Origin of the sequence: Streptomyces sp. ALB3, assembly GCF_044385685.1 — a bacterium.
Lineage (GTDB): Bacteria > Actinomycetota > Actinomycetes > Streptomycetales > Streptomycetaceae > Streptomyces.
Genome location: NZ_JBISCE010000003.1, coordinates 200447 through 221501 on the forward strand (window position 1 = coordinate 200447; position 21055 = coordinate 221501).

The 21055-nt window shown below is 72.3% G+C and carries 20 protein-coding genes; 13 read left to right on the forward strand and 7 right to left on the reverse strand.

The genetic code is table 11. The features are described 5' to 3' along the window. Window positions 1-16: 16 nt before the first annotated feature. From ACHFIV_RS02790 to ACHFIV_RS02800, 3 genes are all read right to left on the reverse strand, one after another. Entirely contained in the window at window positions 17-496 is a 480-nt protein-coding gene (locus tag ACHFIV_RS02790) for a succinate dehydrogenase hydrophobic membrane anchor subunit (protein WP_398962910.1), read from the reverse strand. A 5-nt stretch (window positions 497-501) separates the two neighbouring features. Next, window positions 502-882 (reverse strand): succinate dehydrogenase, cytochrome b556 subunit, encoded by a 381-nt coding sequence (sdhC, locus tag ACHFIV_RS02795; RefSeq protein WP_014154475.1) that lies wholly within the window; start codon window positions 880-882, stop codon window positions 502-504. 166 nt (window positions 883-1048) lie between these two features. Further along, window positions 1049-1609 carry a 2-oxo-4-hydroxy-4-carboxy-5-ureidoimidazoline decarboxylase gene (locus tag ACHFIV_RS02800; protein ID WP_398962913.1) on the reverse strand — a complete coding sequence of 187 codons (561 nt, stop codon included), beginning with the start codon at window positions 1607-1609 and terminating at the stop codon, window positions 1049-1051. A gap of 373 nt (window positions 1610-1982) precedes the next feature. On the opposite strand from ACHFIV_RS02800, the gene ACHFIV_RS02805 reads away from it, so the two are divergent. From ACHFIV_RS02805 to ACHFIV_RS02825, 5 genes are all read left to right on the forward strand, one after another. Then, window positions 1983-3575 carry a glycoside hydrolase family 20 protein gene (locus ACHFIV_RS02805; protein WP_398962916.1) on the forward strand — a complete coding sequence of 531 codons (1593 nt, stop codon included), beginning with the start codon at window positions 1983-1985 and terminating at the stop codon, window positions 3573-3575. 212 nt (window positions 3576-3787) lie between these two features. Further along, window positions 3788-4294 carry a hypothetical protein gene (locus ACHFIV_RS02810; protein WP_398962918.1) on the forward strand — a complete coding sequence of 169 codons (507 nt, stop codon included), beginning with the start codon at window positions 3788-3790 and terminating at the stop codon, window positions 4292-4294. 121 nt (window positions 4295-4415) lie between these two features. After that, a complete protein-coding gene (locus ACHFIV_RS02815; RefSeq protein ID WP_398962921.1) occupies window positions 4416-5015 on the forward strand; it encodes a hypothetical protein in 600 nt (199 codons plus the stop codon). A gap of 266 nt (window positions 5016-5281) precedes the next feature. Next, window positions 5282-5965: an RNA polymerase sigma factor gene (locus ACHFIV_RS02820; RefSeq protein ID WP_398962924.1), complete on the forward strand. Its 684-nt coding sequence runs from the start codon at window positions 5282-5284 to the stop codon at window positions 5963-5965. Continuing rightward, a complete protein-coding gene (locus ACHFIV_RS02825; RefSeq protein WP_398962926.1) occupies window positions 5965-7026 on the forward strand; it encodes a hypothetical protein in 1062 nt (353 codons plus the stop codon). Before ACHFIV_RS02820 ends, ACHFIV_RS02825 begins: the two co-directional genes overlap by 1 nt. Before the next feature lie 177 nt (window positions 7027-7203). On the opposite strand, the gene ACHFIV_RS02830 is transcribed toward ACHFIV_RS02825, so the two are convergent. Continuing rightward, window positions 7204-8094 (reverse strand): L,D-transpeptidase family protein, encoded by an 891-nt coding sequence (locus tag ACHFIV_RS02830; RefSeq protein WP_398962929.1) that lies wholly within the window; start codon window positions 8092-8094, stop codon window positions 7204-7206. 254 nt (window positions 8095-8348) lie between these two features. On the opposite strand from ACHFIV_RS02830, the gene ACHFIV_RS02835 reads away from it, so the two are divergent. Together ACHFIV_RS02835 and leuE are read left to right on the forward strand one after the other, a co-directional pair. After that, window positions 8349-9929 carry a methylmalonyl-CoA mutase gene (locus ACHFIV_RS02835; RefSeq protein WP_398962931.1) on the forward strand — a complete coding sequence of 527 codons (1581 nt, stop codon included), beginning with the start codon at window positions 8349-8351 and terminating at the stop codon, window positions 9927-9929. Window positions 9930-10079: 150 nt separating this feature from the next. After that, on the forward strand, window positions 10080-10739 hold the full coding sequence (gene leuE, locus ACHFIV_RS02840) for a leucine efflux protein LeuE (protein WP_398962933.1): 660 nt from the start codon (window positions 10080-10082) through the stop codon (window positions 10737-10739). Window positions 10740-10754: 15 nt separating this feature from the next. Here the strand turns inward: leuE and ACHFIV_RS02845 are convergent, their stop codons facing one another. Beyond that, window positions 10755-11213 carry a MarR family winged helix-turn-helix transcriptional regulator gene (locus tag ACHFIV_RS02845; protein ID WP_398962936.1) on the reverse strand — a complete coding sequence of 153 codons (459 nt, stop codon included), beginning with the start codon at window positions 11211-11213 and terminating at the stop codon, window positions 10755-10757. 193 nt (window positions 11214-11406) lie between these two features. Between ACHFIV_RS02845 and ACHFIV_RS02850 the strand changes: the two genes are divergently transcribed. The 4 genes from ACHFIV_RS02850 to ACHFIV_RS02865 all read left to right on the forward strand — a co-directional run bounded on the left by ACHFIV_RS02850 (window position 11407) and on the right by ACHFIV_RS02865 (window position 15827). Next, entirely contained in the window at window positions 11407-12372 is a 966-nt protein-coding gene (locus tag ACHFIV_RS02850; protein WP_398962939.1) for a glycosyltransferase family 2 protein, read from the forward strand. Between the two features lie 3 nt (window positions 12373-12375). Continuing rightward, a complete protein-coding gene (locus ACHFIV_RS02855; RefSeq protein WP_398962942.1) occupies window positions 12376-13722 on the forward strand; it encodes a polysialyltransferase family glycosyltransferase in 1347 nt (448 codons plus the stop codon). 157 nt (window positions 13723-13879) lie between these two features. Then, entirely contained in the window at window positions 13880-14974 is a 1095-nt protein-coding gene (locus ACHFIV_RS02860; RefSeq protein WP_398962945.1) for an acyltransferase, read from the forward strand. A gap of 250 nt (window positions 14975-15224) precedes the next feature. Further along, window positions 15225-15827: an ALF repeat-containing protein gene (locus tag ACHFIV_RS02865; protein WP_398962948.1), complete on the forward strand. Its 603-nt coding sequence runs from the start codon at window positions 15225-15227 to the stop codon at window positions 15825-15827. A gap of 27 nt (window positions 15828-15854) precedes the next feature. Here ACHFIV_RS02865 and ACHFIV_RS02870 read toward each other — a convergent pair whose 3' ends face one another. Then, on the reverse strand, window positions 15855-17207 hold the full coding sequence (locus ACHFIV_RS02870) for a polysialyltransferase family glycosyltransferase (RefSeq protein ID WP_398962951.1): 1353 nt from the start codon (window positions 17205-17207) through the stop codon (window positions 15855-15857). After that, entirely contained in the window at window positions 17204-18187 is a 984-nt protein-coding gene (locus ACHFIV_RS02875) for a glycosyltransferase family 2 protein (protein ID WP_398962953.1), read from the reverse strand. Before ACHFIV_RS02875 ends, ACHFIV_RS02870 begins: the two co-directional genes overlap by 4 nt. 208 nt (window positions 18188-18395) lie before the next feature. On the opposite strand from ACHFIV_RS02875, the gene ACHFIV_RS02880 reads away from it, so the two are divergent. Next, window positions 18396-19781, forward strand: a complete 1386-nt coding sequence (locus tag ACHFIV_RS02880) for a DUF6716 putative glycosyltransferase (RefSeq protein ID WP_398962956.1) — start codon at window positions 18396-18398, stop codon at window positions 19779-19781. Between the two features lie 20 nt (window positions 19782-19801). After that, window positions 19802-21046: a cytidylyltransferase domain-containing protein gene (locus tag ACHFIV_RS02885; protein ID WP_398962958.1), complete on the forward strand. Its 1245-nt coding sequence runs from the start codon at window positions 19802-19804 to the stop codon at window positions 21044-21046. Window positions 21047-21055: the final 9 nt, after the last annotated feature.

The following is a 21055-nucleotide window of genomic DNA, read 5'->3' on the forward strand; positions in this document are numbered from 1 at the left end:
CCCTCTGTCCCGGCGCCTAGCGGATGTTCGGGTCGAAGGTGAAGATCACCAGCGTGCCCAGCAGGACGGTGAACACCGTGGCGGTGTACAGGAGCATCTTCAGCCAGAAGCGGGTGTTGTCCCGTTCGGCGTAGTCGTTGATGACCGTACGGAGGCCGTTGGCGCCGTGCAGCATGGCGAGCCACAGCATCGTCAGGTCCCAGACCTGCCAGAACGGCGAGGCCCAGCGGCCCGCGACGAAGGCGAAACCGATCTTGGACACACCGCCGTCGAGCACCAGCTGGATCAGCAGGTGACCGATGACGAGGACGACCAGCACGATGCCCGACAGGCGCATGAAGAGCCAGGCGTACATCTCGAAGTTCGTGCGCGAACCCTTGGGGGTCTTGCCCGTGCGCTTGCGCGGGGGCTCGATCACCGGGGCCGGGTTGTCGGTGTCGTAGAGGCTCACGCCCTCGACGTCACCGATCGCGGACGTAGGTGTCTCGGCGGACATCGGCCTCAGCTCCCGAAGACTTCGCGTACGGCGTGACCGAGGACGGGGTACAGGGCCCCGACCATCAGCACGATCCAGATACCCAGGACGGTCCAGAGCATCTGCTTCTGGTAGCGCGGGCCCTTGGCCCAGAAGTCCACGGCGACGATGCGGAGACCGTTCAGCGCGTGGAAGAGGATCGCGGCCACCAGGCCGTACTCGAGCAGCGCGACGAGCGGGGTCTTGTAGGTGGCCACGACGTCGTCGTACGCCTCGGGGGAGACACGCACGAGAGCGGTGTCCAGGACGTGTACGAACAGGAAGAAGAAAATGAGGACACCGGTGACTCGATGAGCCACCCAGGACCACATGCCTTCCCGGCCGCGGTACAGCGTTCCAGCCGGCACGGAAGAACCCTCCGGGAGCGGGGATTGGGGTCGGCCGGCTTGACTGTCGGTCTGACCCGGCCGGGTACGGTCCACCGGCCCTGGCCATCGTAGCGACGCTTTGTCGGTTCCATGGCGGCGGGGCCTCCGGTGTGATCAAAGCGGCAGTCAAACAGGCACGGACGGGCTACCGCGGGTCATATGCCACCGGAGGGAACGGGCCGGACGCCCGGCCCGCCTCCGTCACCAGCTCGATGATGCGGCCCCGGGCGAGTCGTCGCATCTCCTCCGCGGTCAGGGCCCGCTCCTCGTCGGGGTCGTGCGCCAGCCGGGTGCGGATGGCGGCCAGCACCTGGTCCACGTGCTGGGAGGGGCGCAGGCCGTCGAGGCTGATCACGAACACGTGGCCGAACCGGCTCTCGTACGCCGCGTGCGCGGCCCGCAGCGCCAGGTGGGCCGCCCGGGGCGCGTCGTGGTGCAGGCAGGGGGCGCTCTCCCAGGCCAGCGCCTCGGCGAGATCGGCGGGCGCGAGGTCGTACCCCGCCTCGTCCGACGCGGCGAGCAGGGTGTCCAGGTCCGGGTAGGGGCGGTGGGCGGCCACCCGCTGCGCCCAGCGGGTGCTGCCGCAGCATTCGAGCAGGGCGTCCTCGGCCTGCTCCCGGTGCCAGGCGTTGAAGTGGGCCAGGCCGCTCGAGTGGGCACTCGGACGCGTGCTCACGGACACTGGTTCCGGAACGGGGGCCTCCACCAGGGCCTCCCGAAGGGCCGGGGAAGGACCCCGGTGCTGGACGGGTACGGCCGTCCGCCCGGCCTGCTGCGGTGGGTTCGGCAGGTCGGCGTGGGACTCGCTGGACCTGGACAGCGGGACTCCTCGAATCAATGACTTCTGTGACCCTGGAGAGGGACCGGAGAGCGACGAGGTTGCGCGGGGTGGGAGTGAGGACTGATTCCTGTGTGCCGTCACGCTAACGAGACCGGGCGACGTCCAACTGAATGAGGCGAGAAATTCACCCGGACGGGAGAGTTTCGGAACGCTTGCTGGACGCTTTGGTGGCGGGAAATGCCCGGCTTTCTCATCTTCTTTTGACCTGTTCTACCCCCGATCCGGAGGTTTCTGACCGATGTCGCCCTCACGCGCACCCCTGGTGGCCGGCGCCGCCGTCGCGGTGGCAGCCGCCGTCACCCTCACCGTCGTCGTCTGGCCCGAGGATTCGGGACCCGGCGCCCGGAGCGGCGCGTCGTCCGCGTCCCGCACCTCCGCCTCACCGTCGCCCACCCGGAGCTATCCGCTCTCCACGACGCCGCGGACGATACCCGCGGTCCGCGAGCACACCGCCGCCCGGGGACCCGGATGGAAACCGGCCAAGGACAGCGCGGTCGTCGCGGCCGACCCCGAGCTCGTCGACGAGGCGAAGCTGCTCGCCGGGGAGCTGAGGATCGGCTACCGGGGCGAGAGGTCCCCCCGGTCCGGAGACGTCGAGCTGGCGCTCGCCGCGGGCAAGAGCGGTCCGGAGTCGTACACGCTGAGGACCGGGGACAACCGGGTCACGATCAGCGGCCCCGGCCAGGCGGGCGTCTTCTACGGGACCCGCACCCTCAAGCAGTCGCTGGACGCCGACGGCACCGTGCCCGAGGGCGTGGTCCGCGACACGCCCGACCGGCCGCAGCGCGGGCTCAACCTCGACATCGCGCGCAAGCACTACTCGGCGGACTGGATCGAGAACCGGCTGCACGAGATGGCCGACCTCAAGCTCAACCAGCTCGGCCTGCACTTCTCCGACGACCAGGCCTTCCGGATCGAGTCCGACACCCATCCCGAGGTGGTGTCCGAGGAGCACCTCACCAAGGCCGAGGTCCGACGGATCGTGAAGCTCGCCCGCAGTCTCCACATCACCGTCGTCGGGGAGATCGACTCCCCGGGACACCTGGGCGCCGTCATGCGCGCCCACCCCGACCTCCAGCTGCGCGACACGCGAGGGGTGGCCCGGCAGGGGGCCGTCGACATCTCGAAGGCAGGGTCGGCCGAGATCGTGGACGACCTGCTCGAGGAGTACGCGGAGCTCTTCCCCGGCGACTGGTTCCACGTCGGCGCGGACGAGTACCAGGCGCTCACCGTGAGCGACCCCGCGGCCTCCTATCCGCAGCTGGCCGCCGCCGCGCGGGAGAAGTACGGCGCCGACGCCACCATCCAGGACCTGGCCGAGGGCTGGCTGAACGACCGCGCCGCGGTCGTCCGCAAGGCGGGGAAGATCCCCAAGGCGTGGAACGACGGCTTCTTCAGCGGCGGGACGGTCACCGCCCACCAGGGCATAGAGGTCGAGTACTGGACCGGCAAGGAGATCGGGGCCAGGCCGCCCCAGGACTACCTGGCCGAGGGCCGCAAGGTGGTCAACCTCAACGACGAGTACCTCTACTACGTGCTCGGGCAGCCCAACGACTTCACGTACCCGACCGGGGAGCGGATCTACGAGCAGTGGACCCCGTTCGTCCTGCGCGGCACGGAACCGGTGGCCGCACGTTACTCGAAGCAGATCCTGGGGGGCCGGTTCGCCGTCTGGGGCGACCTCCCGAACGCGCAGACGCAGGCGCAGGTCGCCGAGGGGATCCGGATGCCGCTCAACGCGGTCTCCCAGAAGCTGTGGGACCCGCGAGAGCCGAAGCTCAGCTGGGCCGAGTTCTCCGCCCTCGCGGACGAGGTCGACCCGTCGGAGTGATCCCGGGCCATGGGGTGCCACGTGCCCCGGAGGAAGGGCGCGGGGCACGGGCGTCGCCGCACCCGGACCCGGGGGTCTGTCCGCCGCGTGCCGCGGCGGGGGAGCCCCGGCGCCGGAGGCGGCCCGGCGTCCCTCTGAGTTGACCCGATCTCGCGCTTCCCCGGGGGGCCTGGAGGGAAGAATGACTGCCCGGACCGCGGGGGGAGCGCGACGTGGGTTTCTGGGGCTGCTATCTGGTGGGCCGCAGCGGTGAGCCGCTCATCGGCCATCCGGCGCTCCGTGAGGCGCGCGACCGGCTGACGCTGCGGGAGTACCGGGCGGACGGCTGGCAGGTCTGGGCCCACCCCACGGACCCCTCGCCCGGCAGCATGACCGCCCTCGCGGAGGCGGCGAGGGCGCCGGTCCTCCTCGGGCTCGTCATGGACGGCGTCTGCGTGGCGGTCGAGGCGGCCGCGCCGCACAGCGGATCCTGGTACGCGTGCCTCGGCAGGCAGTCGATGGCCGAGCACCTCGCCCCTGACGGCGCGACAGTCGAGGACCTCTTCCTCCCACCCGAGGTCGCGGCTGCCAGGGCGGTGCAGTGGGCGGCCGAAACCGGCCGGGGAGTCCTCGAAGGTCCCCTGCTCGAACTGCTCCGTATCGAGCGGTCCGCCGGGTCGGCGGAGGAACTATTCTTCGCTTTTCTGGATCGTCTGGGCATCGAAGGCCTGCCCGGCTGACCTCTGCTGTGATCTCTCGTGTCGTGAGAGTGACGCTTTTCAGCCATCCGACGCTGTACGCGGTAACGGGCAGCGGTGCGCTCCCCGGGGACCGATGGACCGACCGATGGGGGAGGCGCCGATGACTCTGCTGGAGCTGATCGCCCGTGCCGACGAGCGAGGTCTGGCGACGAGCGGCGTCGCCTGTCTGGACCGCCTGCTTCCGCCGCCCGAGGGCGGGGGCGATCAGGAACCGCTGCGCCCGCTCTGGCCGGCGTGCGAGAGCGGGACTCAATGGGCCGCCCGGATCGACGCGGTGCACACGGCGCTGGAGGCCGTGGCAAAAAGCGACGCCACGGCGGCGCGCGTCCGTACGCTGCTCGGCGCGGCGCCCCGGCACTTCGACGCGGGGCCGCTGCGCGCGTGGGCGGACGCCTGCTCGCTGCTCGCCCTGGACGTGCACCGGGAATTCGACGTCCCGGCCGGTAGCGGCGCGGAGGCCCCGGGGTGCGGGCGGGACGGCGGGGCCGTGGACGCCGGCCCCCTCGCCGCCGGAGAGCTCCGCCGTCAGGTCCGGATCCTGGAGGATCTCGCCGGGACGACCGGGACGACCGGGACGACCGGGACGGCGGGCGGCGGCGCGGGTCTGCGCGGAATCCTGGACCTGTCCGCCGAGGGCCGCCGCGTGCTGCGCGCGGTGATGTCCCGCCGCGCTCGCGGCCGTGGCCTGCCCCTGAAGTGACATCAGGAGACCCGGAGGACGACGACCGGGGCCGCCACCCCCCACAGGAGAGGCCCCGGCCGTCTTCCACAGGGCCGCAGGGCGACCCCGTACTCATCTCAGCGTCACGGGTGCGTTTTCTGTCACACCGCACTGGGTCAGGAGACGGTTGCGTGTTGTACAAGTCATGGACGGGGCACCGTCCGACCACGTAGCGTGCTGAGTCGCGCAGGGTGGCGCAGTAGTGGTGACCAGCCACGATTCGGATCAGCAGGGCGGGTTGGGGAGTGCTGGGGGACGACGCGGAGCTGACCGCCGCGGTGCTCGCGGCGCAGGACGGGGACGAGGACGCCTTCCGGACTGTGTACCGCGCCGTGCACCCGCGGCTGCTGGGCTACATACGGACGCTGGTCGGTGAACCGGACGCCGAGGACGTGGCGTCCGAGTCCTGGCTGCAGATAGCACGTGACCTGGACCGGTTCAGCGGGGACGCCGACCGGTTCCGTGGCTGGGCCGCCCGGATAGCGCGGAACCGCTCGCTCGACCACATGAGGATGCGGGGCAGGCGCCCGGCGATCAGCGGCGACGAGACCGAGCTGGCGGGCGAGGCGGCCGAGTCGGACACGGCCGGTGAGGCGCTGGAGTCGCTGGCCACCGGACGCACGATGTCCCTCATCGCGCAGCTGCCCCAGGACCAGGCCGAGGCGGTCGTGCTCCGCGTGGTGATCGGCCTCGACGCCAAGAGCGCGGCCCGGACGCTGGGCAAGCGGCCCGGCGCGGTACGCACCGCGGCCCATCGCGGACTGAAGCGGCTGGCGGAGCTCGTCGGTGCCGACCACGGCCCGGAGGACGAGATTCCGGCGGCCGGCGCGGAACTGGGCGCCGTACCCGCGCAGCGCCCCGGCCGCCAGGGTTCGGTGGCGCCCGCCGGTGTGACGCATTCGCGTCCGTGGACGCAGAAGGACATGTGATGGCCGACGAGCAGCATGAGTGGCTTGATGCGGACGCGGCGGAGACATTGCTCCGTGGCGAGTCCGTCGAGCCCGTCGACGATCACGTGAGGACCGAGGCCCGGCGACTGGAGGCGGCCCTCCGCGCGTTGCGGACCCCGGGCCCGGCCGACGCGGAACTGCCCGGCGAGGCGGCCGTACTGGCGGCCTTCCGTGAGGCGTCAGGTGGCGGGGACCGGAGGGCAGGCGCGGCGGGCCCCGCCCGCGCCGCGGGACAGGGCGCGCTGCACACCGTGCGGATCGCGGCGGCGCCCACGGCCCCGCGCCGGCGCCCGCGCTGGACCCGCCCGGTGCGCTACGGCCTCGCCGTCTCACTCGCCGGGTGCGCGCTGGGCGGCGTGGCGGTCGCCGGGGGCACGGGCATGCTTCCCGCACCGTTCGGCGGCCACGCCTCACCGGTTCCGGCCACCTCCGTCTCGGCGGCCGCGTCCCCGGAGGAACTGGGTGCCGAGGTGCCGGACTCCGGCGAGCCGTCGCCGCTGCCCTCCGGCTCGCCCCGTGCGCAGGTCCCTCCCACGCCGTCGGACGTGCCGGGCGGCGGGACGCCGGAAGGCGGGGGGCGGACCGGACAGGACGGTGGGGACGCGCCCGACCGTGAGGACGCCGGCCCGGACGGCGGCACGACCGGTGGCACCCGGGACCGCACGGACGGCCCCGAAGCACCGGGAGGCTCTCCGGCCGACGTGTACAGGAAGTCGGCCGAGGCCTGCCGTGACTACCGCGAGGACCAGCTGAGCCGGGAGGACGAGCGTCGCCTCCTCGACCTGGCCGACGGGAAGCGCAACCTGGAACGCTTCTGCGACCGCGTCCTCGGCCCCGGTGGCCGCGACGGCGGGAGCGGGGCCGACGAGGACGGCAAGGGCGGCGGCAGGAACGACGGGGCGGACGACGGGGACGAGGGGAAGGGCTCCCGCCCCTCGATCACCTTCCGTACGCTGCCCGCGCGGAGCGCGCCGGACGACGCTCCGCAGGCCGGCACCACGGCGGATGGACTGTCCGCGCTCACCCGGACAACGCGCTGACCTGCACGGACGCGGTAGCTGTAACGTTCTTCGACAGTCCGGCGCAGTAGTGAGTGCCGACTGGTCATCGGCCGCGCAACGAGCCGGGGTTCCCCCCGTACCTTCGGCTCGGCGCACCCGGCGCGGGCGGGACTCGTTCCCCCGGTCCCGCCCGCGCCCTCTGTCCTGTCGCACCGGTCACCAGTGGATGACGACCTTGTCGCCGTCCCTCACCTGGGCGAACAGCGACGCGATCTTCCCCTCGTCCCGTACGTTCACACAGCCGTGCGAGGCGCCGTCGTAGCCGCGCGCCGCGAAGTCGGACGAGTAGTGCACCGCCTGCCCGCCGCTGAAGAACATGGCGTACGGCATCGGGGAGTCGTAGAGCGTCGACACGTGATGGCGGGACTTCCAGTACACCGAGAAGGTGCCCTCGCGGGTGGGCGTGTACTGCGAGCCGAAGCGCACGTCCATCGACGAGACGACCCGGCCGTCGATCATCCAGGCCAGCGTGCGGCTGTTCTTGCTGATGCAGAGGACACGGCCCTCCACGCAGCGGGGGTCGGGCTTCACGGCGGCCGGCTCGGTGGCGGGCGGGTCGAGTTCCTCCGACGTCGGCTCCCGCGTCATCGCGAGCAGCCGCTCCCACGTGACCGTGTCGGTCCTCCCGGTCCGGGACAGGCCCCGCTTGCCCTGGAACGACCGCACGGACGCGACGGTCGCCGAGCCGTAGTAGCCGGTGGGGCTGCGGTCGAAGTGGCCGATCTGGCGCAGTCGGGCCTGGAGTTCCCGTACACGCGTGCTCCGGTCACCGACGGACATCAGGGTGCTGGGCCGAGGAGCGGGCCGTGTGCTCGGTGTCCGTGAGGGAGCCGGGGGAGCGGCCGAGGGGCTCGCCGGTCGGTCGCCCGGCCCGGCGTCACCCGTGGGGGGTGCGGGTGTCCGCGCCGGCCCGACGGTGGGCTCCGTGGTCCCCACCGGCTCGGCCTTGCAGCCCGCGGTGAGGACGGCGAGCGTCACCGCGCCGACCGCCAGCGCCGCCGCCCTGCGCACGCGGCGCGCGTCGCCGTCCGTCCGTCTGCGTCCCATGTCCCACCCCCTGGTCGCGTCCGTCACCGCCCCGGTCCCGCGTGAACCGCGTCGCACGGGGCGGACATCTCATGGGACGGATTCCCGCCCTGCCCGGTTGCCGAATCCTGCGCATGATGGGGGACGTACGTCCGGACCCCGGGAACGGGTTGTGAGCAAGGTCCCAGCGGAGGGCTCCCACGGGCCGTGGCGCCGCCGCTAGAGTCCGTCGCGAGTTTGTTACCGCTAAGTAGCTTGAACGGGAGGCACAGCACATGACGCGTGAGTCCGAGTCGGGACTGCCCATCGAGCCGGTGTACGGGCCGGAGGCGCTCGACGGCTGGCAGGCCGAGGAGAAGCTGGGCGCCCCGGGTGCCTTCCCCTTCACGCGCGGTGTCTACCCCACGATGTACACGGGCCGGCCGTGGACGATGCGGCAGTACGCGGGCTTCGGCACCGCGGCCGAGTCCAACGCCCGCTACAAGCAGTTGATCGCCAACGGCACGGCGGGCCTGTCCGTCGCCTTCGACCTCCCCACCCAGATGGGACACGACTCCGACGCCCCCATCGCCTCGGGTGAGGTGGGCAAGGTCGGTGTGGCGATCGACTCGATCGACGACATGCGCGTTCTCTTCGGCGGCATCCCGCTGGGCGAGGTCTCCACCTCGATGACCATCAACGCACCCGCCTCACTCCTCCTCCTGCTCTACCAACTCGTCGCCGAGGAGCAGGGCGTACCCGCGGACAAGCTGACGGGCACCATCCAGAACGACGTGCTCAAGGAGTACATCGCCCGGGGCACGTACATCTTCCCGCCGAAGCCCTCGCTGCGGCTGATCGCCGACATCTTCAAGTACTGCAAGGCCGAGATCCCGAAGTGGAACACCATCTCGATCTCCGGCTACCACATGGCCGAGGCCGGGGCCTCGCCCGCGCAGGAGATCGCGTTCACCCTCGCGGACGGCATCGAGTACGTCCGTACCGCCGTCGCCGCGGGCATGGACGTGGACGATTTCGCGCCGCGGCTCTCCTTCTTCTTCGTCGCCCGTACGACGATCCTCGAGGAGGTCGCCAAGTTCCGTGCCGCGCGCCGGATCTGGGCGAAGGTGATGCGGGAGGAGTTCGGCGCGAAGAACCCCAAGTCCCTGATGCTGCGCTTCCACACCCAGACCGCGGGCGTCCAGCTCACCGCCCAGCAGCCCGAGGTCAACCTGGTCCGGGTCGCCGTGCAGGGCCTGGGCGCGGTGCTCGGCGGTACGCAGTCGCTCCACACCAACTCCTTCGACGAGGCCATCGCCCTGCCGACCGACAAGTCGGCCCGGCTGGCGCTGCGGACGCAGCAGGTCCTGGCCTACGAGACGGACGTGACGGCCACCGTCGACCCCTTCGCCGGCAGCTACGTCGTCGAGAAGATGACCGACGACGTGGAAGCCGTCGCCCTGGAACTGATGGCCAAGGTCGAGGACATGGGCGGCGCGGTCAACGCCATCGAACGCGGCTTCCAGAAGAGCGAGATCGAGCGCAGCGCGTACCGCATCGCCCAGGAGACCGATTCCGGTGAGCGCGTCGTCGTCGGGGTCAACCGCTTCCGGCTCGACGAGGAGGAGCCCTACGAGCCGCTCCGGGTCGACCCGGCGATCGAGGCCCAGCAGGCGGCCCGCCTGGCGGAACTCCGCGCCGGCCGCGACCGGGCCGCGGTGGACGCCGCGCTGACGGAGCTGAAGAAGGCGGCCGAAGGCACGGACAACGTGCTGTACCCGATGAAGGAGGCGCTCAGGGCACGGGCCACGGTGGGCGAGGTGTGCAACGCGCTGCGGGAGGTCTGGGGCGCGTACGTCCCGACGGACGCGTTCTGACGACTCCCCGGTCCCGCGCGCACGTCGCGCGCGCGGACCACGTCGTCGTGTACGCCCGCCCCGTGGGGGCGCGGGCACCCGGGAGCCCTTGATCTTCCGCGATGCGAACCGGCCGGACGGAGTCTCGTACGCGCGTGCGACACTCCGTCCATGCTGGGTGTCACCGATCTTCCGACCTATCTCGCCGGCCTGGTGCTGATCATTCTTCTGCCGGGGCCGAACTCGCTGTACGTGCTCTCCGTCGCCGCCAGGCGCGGCGTGCGCAGCGGTTATGTGGCCGCCGCCGGCGTGTGGACCGGGGACACGGTCCTGATGACGTTGTCCGCGCTGGGTGCCGCCTCCCTGCTGCAGACGACTCCGCTGCTGTTCGCCGTGGTCAAGTACGCGGGCGCCGGCTATCTGACCTGGCTGGCGGTCGGGATGATGCGGGCGGCCGTGTCGACGTGGCGCGAGCGGCACCAGCGGGTGGCCGAACTGGCGGAGGAGGACGAGGTTCCCGCGGCGGGGGCGGAACGACCCTACCGGCGGGCGCTCGTGGTGAGCCTGTTCAATCCGAAGGCCATCCTGTTCCTGATCTCCTTCTTCGTGCAGTTCGTCGATCCCGGTTACGCCTACCCGGCCCTGTCCTTCCTGCTGCTGGGCACGCTCCTGCAGACCGGCAGCTTCCTCTACCTCTCCGCCCTCATCTTCGGCGGCACCCGCCTGGCCACCGCGTTCCGTCGCCGTAAGCGGCTCTCGGCGGGGGCCACGTCGGCGGCGGGCGTGCTGTTCCTCGGTTTCGCGGCGAAGCTGTCGCTCAGCGGCGTGTGAGCGCACCGGCACGCCTCAGTGGTGCCAGGCCTTCCCGCCCACGTTGTGGATCATCCGCTGGAGGACCTTGAGGGCGGCGACGTACTCCTCGTCCGGAATGCCGGCGTGGAGCTGTGCCCACGCCCTGCCGACCCGCTCGGCCGCCCGGGCGCGCAACGCCTGCCCCTCCGCGGTGAGCCGCAGCCGGGTCTCCGGGTCCTCGGTGACCAGGCCCCGGGTGATGAGGGTGTCGATCTCGGGCTCCAGTGAGTCGCCCACGTCGAGGTAGCCGCGGAGCATCGCCACCACCTCGGCGCGCGGACGGCCGTGCTCGTCCGCGTCGGTGAGCTGGTTGAGGACCCACCAGGGCGGCTGGGTCAGACCGTGTTCGGCGAGCGCGCCCCGGATGTGGGTCACGGCCGCGTCGTGGGCGGCCCAGCTCCAGTAGCCGATGGGCTGCCGTGCGAGTCCCGCGTCGTCATGTGAGTAGTCCATGCCCTGGACCGTAGGACCTCAAGCAAAGTTGAGGTCAAGGCCCGCCGGGGGCCGGGACGTGATCCCCCGGAGGGGCCCGGGCGCGGGCCACCGGGGCGACGCCCAGAGTTCACCCTTCGTCGGGCCGGGCGACACCCGCCCCTCCACCCGCCTCACTAGCGTGTGCGGACCGTGATCGAAGGTGAGGGCCCGCGTGCCGAAACTGTCCGTCGTCGTCCCGTTCCACAATGTCGGCCCGTTCGCCGACACGACCCTGGGCAGTCTTGCCCGCAACGCGGGCCCGGACATCGAGTTCCTGCTGGTCGACGACTGCTCCACGGACGACACACCGGCGGTCATCGACCGCTGGGCCGACAGACTGCCGCGCGCCGAGGTCATCCGCCACGAGAAGAACGCCGGCATCGCCGCAGCCCGCAACAGCGGCATCGACGCCGCCGGGGGTGACTTCGTCACCTTCCTCGACGGCGACGACTGGTACGCGCCCGGGCACCTGGGACGGCTGCTGCACGCCGCCGCCGAGCTGGACTGCGACTTCGCCCGCACCGACCACGTACAGGCCACGGGGACCAGCCGCGTCGTGCGGCGCGCGCCCGCCCGGCTCCGCAACACCGTGCTGGACCCGCGCGAGGGCATCGCGGCTCCCGAGTGGGAGACGATGGTCGACTACCCCTTCGTGTGGGCGGGCGTCTACCACCGGCGGCTGTTCGAGGACGGCGGCCACCGGTTCACGACACGGCTGCGCACCGCCGAGGACCGGCTGTGGATCTGGCAGCTGCACCTCCGGGCCCGTACCTACGCGGCGCTGAACCTGTACGGCGTCTTCTACCGGCGCGGTGTCACCACCTCCCTGACGCAGATCAAGGACTCGCGTCAGCTGGACTTCTTCCCCGCCTACGACACGCTGCTCGACGAGATCCGCGAGGACCCCGACGCCGAACTCCTCCTTCCCAAGGCCGTCCGGACCTACTGCGCGATGATCGCCTTCCACAACGAGAAGGCGGACGCGTACGAACCCGCCACCTTCCGGCGGCTGCGCCACGAGTCGGCAGCCGCGCTGCGCCGCATGCCGCAGCAGGTGCTCGACCACACCCTGACGATGATGGACACCAGGCGCAGCACCGTGCTCCACCGCCTGCGTGACAAGCAGAAGGCCGCCTGACCCATGCCCACGCGCACCCAGATCTTCCAGGTGTCGACCCTGTACGGGGCGGCCACACTCGCGGCGGCGCTGGACGCCGGCCAGTTCGGGCCGGGCCAGGACAGCCACCGCGTCCTGCTCGTGTCCAACAACGCGGCGGTCCCCGAGACCGCACTCCGGCTGGAGGAGATGCGCGGCTACGGGGACATCGCCGCGCGCTTCGACTCCGTCGTCGACTGGAACGAGGCCATCAGCCCGCACCACCCGAGCGGCTGGGGGCCGCGCGCCGAGGAGACCGAGCTCTGGCAGCGTGCCTTCCGCCTCGCCTGGGGCATCGACCCGGACGGCCCCGTCGACCTCGCCGTCGAGTCCATCCAGGTCAACCCGGCCCGCGCGCTGGCCGCGATCTTCTCGGAGAGCGCCGTGCACGTCTACGCGGACGGCTTGATGACCTACGGCCCCACCCGCACCAAGGTGCCGCGGTCCCTCGCCTGCCGCATCCAGCGGGTGCTCCACCTGGACCTCGTGCCGGGACTGCGCCCGCTCCTCCTCACCGAGTCCGGCGTCGAGCCGGAGCTGGTGCCGGACGACGCGTTCCGCAAGGTGCTCGGCGAGATCGCCGGGGCGTCGGACGGCGACCACCGGCTCGCGGAGGCCGAGGCCGCGGCACCCACGGCCGTGCTCCTGGGCCAGTACCTCGCGGCCCTGGGCATCCTCACGGCCGAGGAGGAGGAGGACCTGCACCTGAGCATGCTGCGCGGCGCGGCGCGGGCCGGCCACACCTCCGTCCTCTTCAAGCCCCATCCCACGGCGCCGGCCCGCTACTCCAGGGCGCTGGACGACGCGGCCACCGCGCTGGGCGTGCGGCTGACCACGCTGGACAGCCCGCTCCTCGCCGAGACCCTGTACGAGCGCTGCGCGCCCACGCTCGTCGTCGGCTGCTTCTCCACCGCGATGTTCACCGCCGCCGCGTACTACGGCATCCCCGTCGCCCGGGTCGGCACCCGTCTCGTCCTGGACCGCATCACTCCCTACGAGAACAGCAACCGCGTCCCGCTGACGATCGTCGACCACCTCGTGCCCGACCTGGACGGTGCGGCCGGCGAGCCCGTCGCCCGACTGCCGTCCACGGCCCCGGAGAGCCTGACGCCCCTGGTCCGGACGGTCGGCTACTGCATGCAGTCCGGCCTCCACCCCACCCTGCGCGCCGAGGCCGAGTCCTGGCTGCGGGACCACCTCGACAGCAGCACGCAGCACTACTTCAAGCGGCGCCGCCTCCAGAAGCTCACCCTGCCCGGCGGCGGCCCGCGAGGCGCGGCGATCCGACTGCGCCGCACCGTACGGCGCACCCGCAGCAGTCTGGGCCTCTGACCCCCGGACCGGCCCGGGCACGCCCCGGGCCGGTCCCTGACGACGATGACGGAACGGCGGAACGAGCATGCCTTCACCTGCCCGACACCCGGACGAAGTGACTGTTCACCTGACCGGAGTTCACCCGCGCGCCGCGCGTTCGTAGCCTTCGACGACCATGTCTTCCTCCGTCTCCCGAGCCGGCTCCCCCGCTCCCGCGCAGACCCCGCGGCCCGCTCCCGGACCCCGCCCGCACCGCGAACACCGGTACGACGTGGACCTGATCCGGTTGCTCTGCTCCGTCGGCGTGATCCTCTGCCACACGGGCTCCGCGTTCGTGAACACGGCGGGCCGCGAGGCCGCGAACGGGCCCGGCACCTACTGGGCGGGGCTGGTGGCGGACTCGGCCGGCCGCTTCGCCGTACCCCTGTTCTTCGCGATCGCCGGATGGGTCGTCCTCGTCGGCGCCCCGGTCCGCGACGGCCGGCAACTGTGGCAGCGGGTCGTCCGGATCCTGGTGCCGCTCGCGGTATGGACGGTGCTCCACGTGGCCTGGGGCCGGCTGCGCGACACCAACGACGCACCGGCCGGTGAGCTGGCGTTCGACGCGCTGTTCGCCTCGGTGCGCCCGGCGTACCACCTCTGGTACCTGTACGCGTACATCCCCGTGATCATGCTGCTCGCCTTCGCAGCCCTGGTGAGAGCGGGCGGGTGCCCCTGGGGCCTCGGCGTCGCACTCCTCGTGCTGGGGGCGGCTCCGTCCCTGTCCGGCGACCTGGCCAGGATCACGGACCTCGAACTGCCGCGGTTCGGTTGGGGCTTCGGCCCGTACCAGCTGATCTACGCGGTCCTCGGAGCCCTGCTCCTCGCCCTGCCCGCCGGGGCCTTCGGCAGGCGGAGCCGGTGGTGGCTGCTCCCGGCGGGCGTCTTCCTGGCCGGGGTCGTCACGTACCAGCACGAGGTGCACTACGCGATCCCGTACGCGAGCGTCCTGGTGGCCCTGTTCAGCGCCGGTGTGCTCCTCTCCCTGCACCGTCTGCGCGTCCCGGACCGGCTGCGCCCCGCACTGACCCGTCTGGCGGGGGCCTCGTTCGGCGCGTACATGATCCATGTGCTGGTGCTGGGCGTCCTCACCGACGTGCTGGTCGACGCCGACCTCACCCTGCCGGTGGCGGCGGCCCTGGTCCTCGCCGTCACCGCTGCCACGACCGCCCTCTCCTTCGGCGCGGCCCTGCTGTGGACCCGCCTCGGGCTGACGCGGCTGCTGGGCTGAACCCCGGCGACGAGGCCCTGCTCGCGCAGGGCCGTGTTCCCGTGCCGTCCGACGACGGGTGTGCCGGCTCGGCAGCAGCGACCAGGTGAAGACTGCCGGGGCCGGGCAGTGAGCCGGGCCCACGCACGGGGGAGGATGCAGCCGCCGGGGACGCGGGGGCGCCGGGACATGATGCCGAGACAGGCACCGTGCGGGCAGTCCCCACCTCCGGACTCTCCGACCGCTCATCGACCTGAGGTGTGTGTTTCCCATGGGACTGACCCGCGCGGCGCTGGCCGTGACCGCAGGAGCCCTCGCTCCGGCCCTTCTGCTCGCCACCCCCTCGTTCGCCGCGGACGCGGCCCCGTCGCCCGTCACCGCGTCGGTGGCCAAGGACGTGTCCGGCTCGGACTCCCCGTACGACTCCATGTCGCTGACCGAGCTCCGCGTCGAGGTCTTCACGGTCCTGGGTGACCCCGGCACCGGCCGGACTGTTCGTGAGGCGGCTGTCCAGGCCCTGGAGACCGATACGGCAGAGGCGCTGCGCCACTTCCTGAAGACCGGACGCGGTGTCGCACAGGTGACGGACGACCGCGTGGCGGTGTTCACGATCCTGGGTGCGCCCGGGACGGGCCGGGCGGTTCACGACGCGGCCGTGAAGGCCCTCGAAGCCGGTACGGCCGAGGCGCTGCGGCACTTCCTGGAGACCGGGCGCTGGGACGCGCAGGAGGTGGACGACCGCGTGGCGGTGTTCACGATCCTGGGTGCGCCCGGGACCGGAGAAGCCCTGCGTGCGGCGGCGATCGCCGCGCTGGAGGACGGTTCCAGGGAGGCGCTGCGCCACTTCGTCGCAGTAGGACAGTACGAGGTGTGACGCCCTGACACCCGCGCTTCCGCGCCGTCAGCTCCCGAGTCCCCTTCTCAGCGCCCGGGCCCGCCGGGCCAGCCGCAGCAGGGTGGCGTTCCGCCGGACGGAGGCGAGGCGGGCGGGCACGGCGCCGGGGAGCGCCAGCGAGCCGAGGCGCCGGCGCCTGAAGTAGCGCCGGGTCCGGGCGTCCAGGTGCGCGGAGAGGTAGCGTTCGGCCGCCGGGCGGAGGTCCGGCCGGACGCGCGGCTGCATGGCGAAGGCGACAGCGGGCAGCAGACCGCCCAGGGCCTTCTCCACCAGGGCCCCGGTCAGTGGTGACTGACCGGACACGGCGGTGGGTTCGGCCAGGTCGGGCAGCAGGACGTCGGCGATCGTGGCCGGGATCCTCGCCGGATTCTCGTACGGGGTCAGGCGTTCCAGGAGGGCGCCGGTTCCCGCCCTGGCCACCGGAAGGCCGTAGTGCGCCGCCGCGGTGAGCAGCGCCGTCGAGGAGCACCCGACGACGAGCGCGGGGCGCAGCCGCTCGAACAGCACCTCGGCCAGGACCGGGACGCCCGGCCGGCCGGAGTCCGGCACCGTCAGTTCGACTCCCAGGCGGGCGGCTTCCGCCCGCAGGGCCGGGGCGGGCTGCGCGGGACCGAGGGGGTGGGGCTGGAGAACGATGTCGGTGTGGCCGAGAGCGGCCGTGCCACGGATCATCCGCAGGTGGAGCTCCGCCTCCTCGGCGGCGGGGAGCGTTCCCGGCTCCGGGAGGATCAGGACAGCCGCTCCCTCGGGTGCCTCGATCCCCGGCGCCGCCGCACGCGCCAGTTCACCGAAGACCTTCCGCAGGGCCGGGGTGGGCAGTTGACGGGGCGCGGCGCCGAACTCGGCCAGCAGAAGCGGTTCCGCGCCGGGGAGGAGGCCGGGGTGGAGCAGGCGCCGGACGCGGGTGCCGATCAGCGGCGCCACCTTGCCCTCGGTCGGCCCGTAGCCGCTCAGGCCGTCCGCGTACACGGTCACCGGTACCCCGGTGAAGACCTGGGCCACAGCCAGGGCGGGGCCGGTGTGCGGGGATTCGAGGACCAGTTCGACCTCCTCGTCCCCGAGGTCCCACGCACGTCGCAGGTGGCGTTCCCACAGGGGCACGTCGTCGGCGCGGGGGGTCCAGGCGCCCGGATGCAGGGGGAAGACGGTGTCGTTCCACGACAGGACCTCGTCGAAGCGGGTGCGCAGCCGTTCGAACCCGGGCATCGCGTCGACCGGGGGCACCGCCTCGGGGGCCTCCGTGGTGTCACAGATCAGCAGGAGGCGTCTGCCGGAGTCCGCGAAACAGCCGGAGTCGAGTGCCGCGGCGAGCACGGCGGTGCCGCGCAGGCCGGAGGTGAGGAAGATCTGGGTGGTCACGCGGCGGTCGCTCCCTCTGCGGTGGCGGACCGGCGGCGCAGCCTGCGCAGTACGGTCGCCCGTCCGGTGTCCATGGAGTCCAGGACGTCGTCGAGTACGCGCTGGGGCATGTTTCCGAGAGCCGCCGAACACAGAGTTCTCAATGTACGGGCCACGGACGGTTCGAATTTCCCGACGGAATTGATGTGATGGAAAATGACGGCGCAATACGTCCGCACCGCTTTCGGCATCAGGGTGTCCGCGTCGCGGTCCGCAGCGGTGTCGGACAGCACCTGGTCATAGGCCTTGATGAAATCCAGCTGGCGTTCGTCGCCGATCCGGGTGAGGGACGAGGCGACACCCCGCCGGTAGAAATGGCCCAGGTCTCCCAGAACCGCGAAGGAATCCGCCTCCCGGTGCAGCCGCCAGATCCACGGCCGGTCCTCGGCGGTGCGCAGCCCGTCGGTGAAGTGCAGCAGCCCCCGGTCCAGCAGGCTGCGGTGGTAGAGCCCCGCCCAGGCGTACGCGTAGTCGACCGAGGTGGTCCGGCCGGCGGGCAGGATCGCCGCCCGGGGGTCGCCGACCACTCCCCGCAGGCCGTGCGGGACGCGGTGCACCGTGCGGGACGTGCCGGTGACCTGGACGTGGTCCGTGCGCACGAACGCGCAGCCCAGCGCCTCGGTGCGGGCGAGCAGCCCGGCGTAGTGGCCGGGAGCGAGCCAGTCGTCGCCGTCCAGGAAGGCGATGTACTCGCCCCGGGCCGCGTCGAGACCGGTGTTGCGGGCCGTGGCCAGTCCGGCGTTGCGCTCGTGCCTGTGGACGACCACTCCCTCGATGTCGTCCTGGGCCCGGCGCAGCAGATCCGCCGTCCCGTCGGTCGAGCAGTCGTCGACGAGGACGAACTCGAAGTCCTCGCGGGTGTTGGCCCGCAGGCTTCTGAGCGTGTCGGGGGCGTACGGCCGGACGTTGTGGAACGGCACGATGACGGAGAGCTTGACCACCCGCGTCACGCTAAGGGCGGCCCCGGCATTCGCCCTGACTCCTGCCCGTACGGAAAGTGAACGACGCGCGGCAGGAAAGTGAACCGGTCCGCCCCGGCGGCCCTTTTCGCCCTCCGTAAGGATGAATACCCAACCGTCGACCGGCTGTTAACCATCTGTTGCCACCGCGTTGGGCCGCGGATCGAAATGGCTTCCTAGCTTTTACGACGTGCCCCCCAGTACCGATGACGTGGCCGCTCCGGCCGCCACCCCAGCAGCCGGCCGTGCGGCGCTCCGCATAGCCGTCCTCGCCGACTCCGACACCCGGTGGAAATGGGGCGCGCTCACCGCGCGCCGCCTCTCCGGGGCGGCGGACGCCGGTGCGGCGGAACGCCCCGTCGAGATCAGCGGTCTGCTGCTGCGCGGCCGGGCCACCCCGACCCCACGCCAGCTCGCCGAGGTGGGCGAGGTGGGCGTCGACGCCGGCCGGGTGCGCGAGGTGACCGCCGTGGAGTTCCTGCACACCGTGCGGGACGAGGCGTACGACGTCGTGGTCCTCGCCCTCGTGGGCGGCGCGGTACAGGCGATGATCCACGGCCTGGCCGCACTGGACCCGCCCCGCAGGCCCGTCGTCGTCACCGGCTATGTCGGGGTCGTCTACGAGAAGCTCGCGGACGGACTCCTGCTCCGTCACGGCGCGGACATCGTCCTCGCCAACTCCCGTCACGACGCCGCGCGTTTCCGGGCCGTCTACGAAGGGGTCGGCGCCGACGCGTCGTCCGTCACGGAGGCGGCCCTGCCGTTCCTCGGCGGGGAGCCGCACCGTGCGGTGGAGGGCCGCGACACCGTCGTGTTCGCCGCCCAGCCCTCCGTGCCCGCTTCCCGCGCCGACCGCATGTATCTGCTGCGCCGGCTCGTCGAGCACGCCAGGCTGCACCCCGGCCGCGAGGTGGTGCTGAAGCTGCGCTCCAAGCCGGGTGAACACACCACGCACATCGAGGAGCTGCCCTACCAGCGGCTCGCCGAGCGGATCCCCGGCGGCCTGCCGCCCAACCTCCGGCTCGTGTACGGACACATGGGCGAGGTCCTGGACCGCACCGACCTGCTGGTCACCGTGTCCTCCACCGCCGCGCTGGAGTCCCTCCACCGGCGCATCCCGACAGCGGTCCTCTCCGACCTCGGTGTCCGCGAGGCCCTCGGCAACCACCACTTCATCGGCTCGGGACTGATCACGTCCTGGGACCACCTCGACGGCGGCATCCGGCCGGAACCCGACGAGGAGTGGCTCGCCGGCCAGGGCGTCGCCGCCGACGGCACGTACGGGGCGGCCTACGACACCGCCCGCGCCCGGGTCGCGGCGCTGCTCGCCGCCGGACCGCTTCCCCGCCTCACTCCCTACTACACGCCCGCCACCGCGCCCGGGTACCTCCCCGGCATCCTCGCCCGCCACCACCTGGGCCCCGACGGACACCCGCTGCCGGGCGCCGTCGCGCCCAGGGAGACGGGCCGGGTCCGGGGCGCGGTCCGCGAGACCGTACGCAACGCGGCGCGCGGCGCCTACCGCCACGGAGTCCAGCGGGTCGCCCCCGTGATCCGGCGGATGGGCGAGCTGTGACCACCGATCCAGGAGCAACCATGACCCCGCCCCCCACCGTGCTCGCCGTGATCCCCGCCCGTGGCGGATCCAAGGGCGTGCCGGCCAAGAACCTCGCCAAGGTCGGCGGCGTACCGCTCGTCGCCCGCGCCGTCCGCGCCTGTCTCGCCTCGCCCGAGGTCACGGACGTCGTCGTCACCACCGACGACCCGGCCATCGCCGGCGCGGCCAGGGAGGCGGCGGAGGCCCTGGGAGAGGACGCCCGGCTGCTCTGCGTGCAGCGTCCCGCTGCCATCGCCGGTGACACAGCGACCAGTGAGGACGCGGTCCTGCACGCCCTGCACTCCTACGAGGCGACCGCACACGGCCGGAAGGCCGACGTGGTCCTCCTGGTCCAGTGCACGAGTCCCTTCGTCACACGCGAGGACATCGACGGCGTCGCCACCGCGGTCGCCCGGGACGGGGCCGACACCGCCGTCACCGTGGCCCCCTTCCACGGCTTCGTGTGGCGCGACGGCAGCGCCGTCGAGGACGGCACCTACGGCGTCAACCACGACAAGTCCGTACGCCCCCGCCGCCAGGACCGGCCCCAGGACCACCTGGAGACCGGTGCCGCGTACGCCATGGACGTCGAGGGGTTCCGCACCCACCGTCACCGCTTCTTCGGTCACACCGCGCTCGTCCTGACGGACCCCGCCCGGGTCCTGGAGATCGACGACCCGCACGACCTGGCCCGCGCCCGCGCCCTCGCGCCGCTCCTCGACCCGTCACCGCTGCCCACCCGGGCGGACGTCGACGCCGTCGTCCTCGACTTCGACGGCACGCAGACCGACGACCGCGTCCTCATCGACTCGGACGGCCGGGAGACCGTCGCCGTGCACCGCGGGGACGGCCTGGGCATCGCCGCCCTGCGCCGGGCCGGCGTACCGCTCCTGATCCTCTCCACGGAACAGAACCCGGTCGTCGCCGCCCGCGCCCGCAAACTCCAGGTCCCCGTCCTGCACGGCATCGACCGCAAGGACCTGGCACTCAAGCAGTGGTGCGAGGAGCAGTCCATCGCTCCCGACCGCGTGCTCTACGTCGGCAACGACGTCAACGACCTGGCCTGCTTCGGCCTGGCGGGCTGGCCCGTCGCCGTGGCGAGCGCCCACGACTCGGTACGCGCCGCCGCGCGTGCCGTGACCACACGACCCGGTGGCTCCGGCGCCATCCGCGAGATCGCGGCCTGGCTGCTGGGCCCCACCCTCGCCCTCTCCACCGAAACCCCCGACACCCCCACCCGGTAAGGAAGCACC

What these genes read in the sequence shown, in the direction of transcription:
- ACHFIV_RS02790 (WP_398962910.1), bottom strand. Translation starts at nt 496, where the DNA reads ATGTCCGCCGAGACACCTACGTCCGCGATCGGTGACGTCGAGGGCGTG.
- ACHFIV_RS02805 (WP_398962916.1), top strand. Translation starts at nt 1,983, where the DNA reads ATGTCGCCCTCACGCGCACCCCTGGTGGCCGGCGCCGCCGTCGCGGTG.
- ACHFIV_RS02815 (WP_398962921.1), top strand. Translation starts at nt 4,416, where the DNA reads ATGACTCTGCTGGAGCTGATCGCCCGTGCCGACGAGCGAGGTCTGGCG.
- ACHFIV_RS02825 (WP_398962926.1), top strand. Translation starts at nt 5,965, where the DNA reads ATGGCCGACGAGCAGCATGAGTGGCTTGATGCGGACGCGGCGGAGACA.
- ACHFIV_RS02830 (WP_398962929.1), bottom strand. Translation starts at nt 8,094, where the DNA reads ATGGGACGCAGACGGACGGACGGCGACGCGCGCCGCGTGCGCAGGGCG.
- ACHFIV_RS02835 (WP_398962931.1), top strand. Translation starts at nt 8,349, where the DNA reads ATGACGCGTGAGTCCGAGTCGGGACTGCCCATCGAGCCGGTGTACGGG.
- leuE (WP_398962933.1), top strand. Translation starts at nt 10,080, where the DNA reads ATGCTGGGTGTCACCGATCTTCCGACCTATCTCGCCGGCCTGGTGCTG.
- ACHFIV_RS02845 (WP_398962936.1), bottom strand. Translation starts at nt 11,213, where the DNA reads ATGGACTACTCACATGACGACGCGGGACTCGCACGGCAGCCCATCGGC.
- ACHFIV_RS02855 (WP_398962942.1), top strand. Translation starts at nt 12,376, where the DNA reads ATGCCCACGCGCACCCAGATCTTCCAGGTGTCGACCCTGTACGGGGCG.
- ACHFIV_RS02860 (WP_398962945.1), top strand. Translation starts at nt 13,880, where the DNA reads ATGTCTTCCTCCGTCTCCCGAGCCGGCTCCCCCGCTCCCGCGCAGACC.
- ACHFIV_RS02865 (WP_398962948.1), top strand. Translation starts at nt 15,225, where the DNA reads ATGGGACTGACCCGCGCGGCGCTGGCCGTGACCGCAGGAGCCCTCGCT.
- ACHFIV_RS02885 (WP_398962958.1), top strand. Translation starts at nt 19,802, where the DNA reads ATGACCCCGCCCCCCACCGTGCTCGCCGTGATCCCCGCCCGTGGCGGA.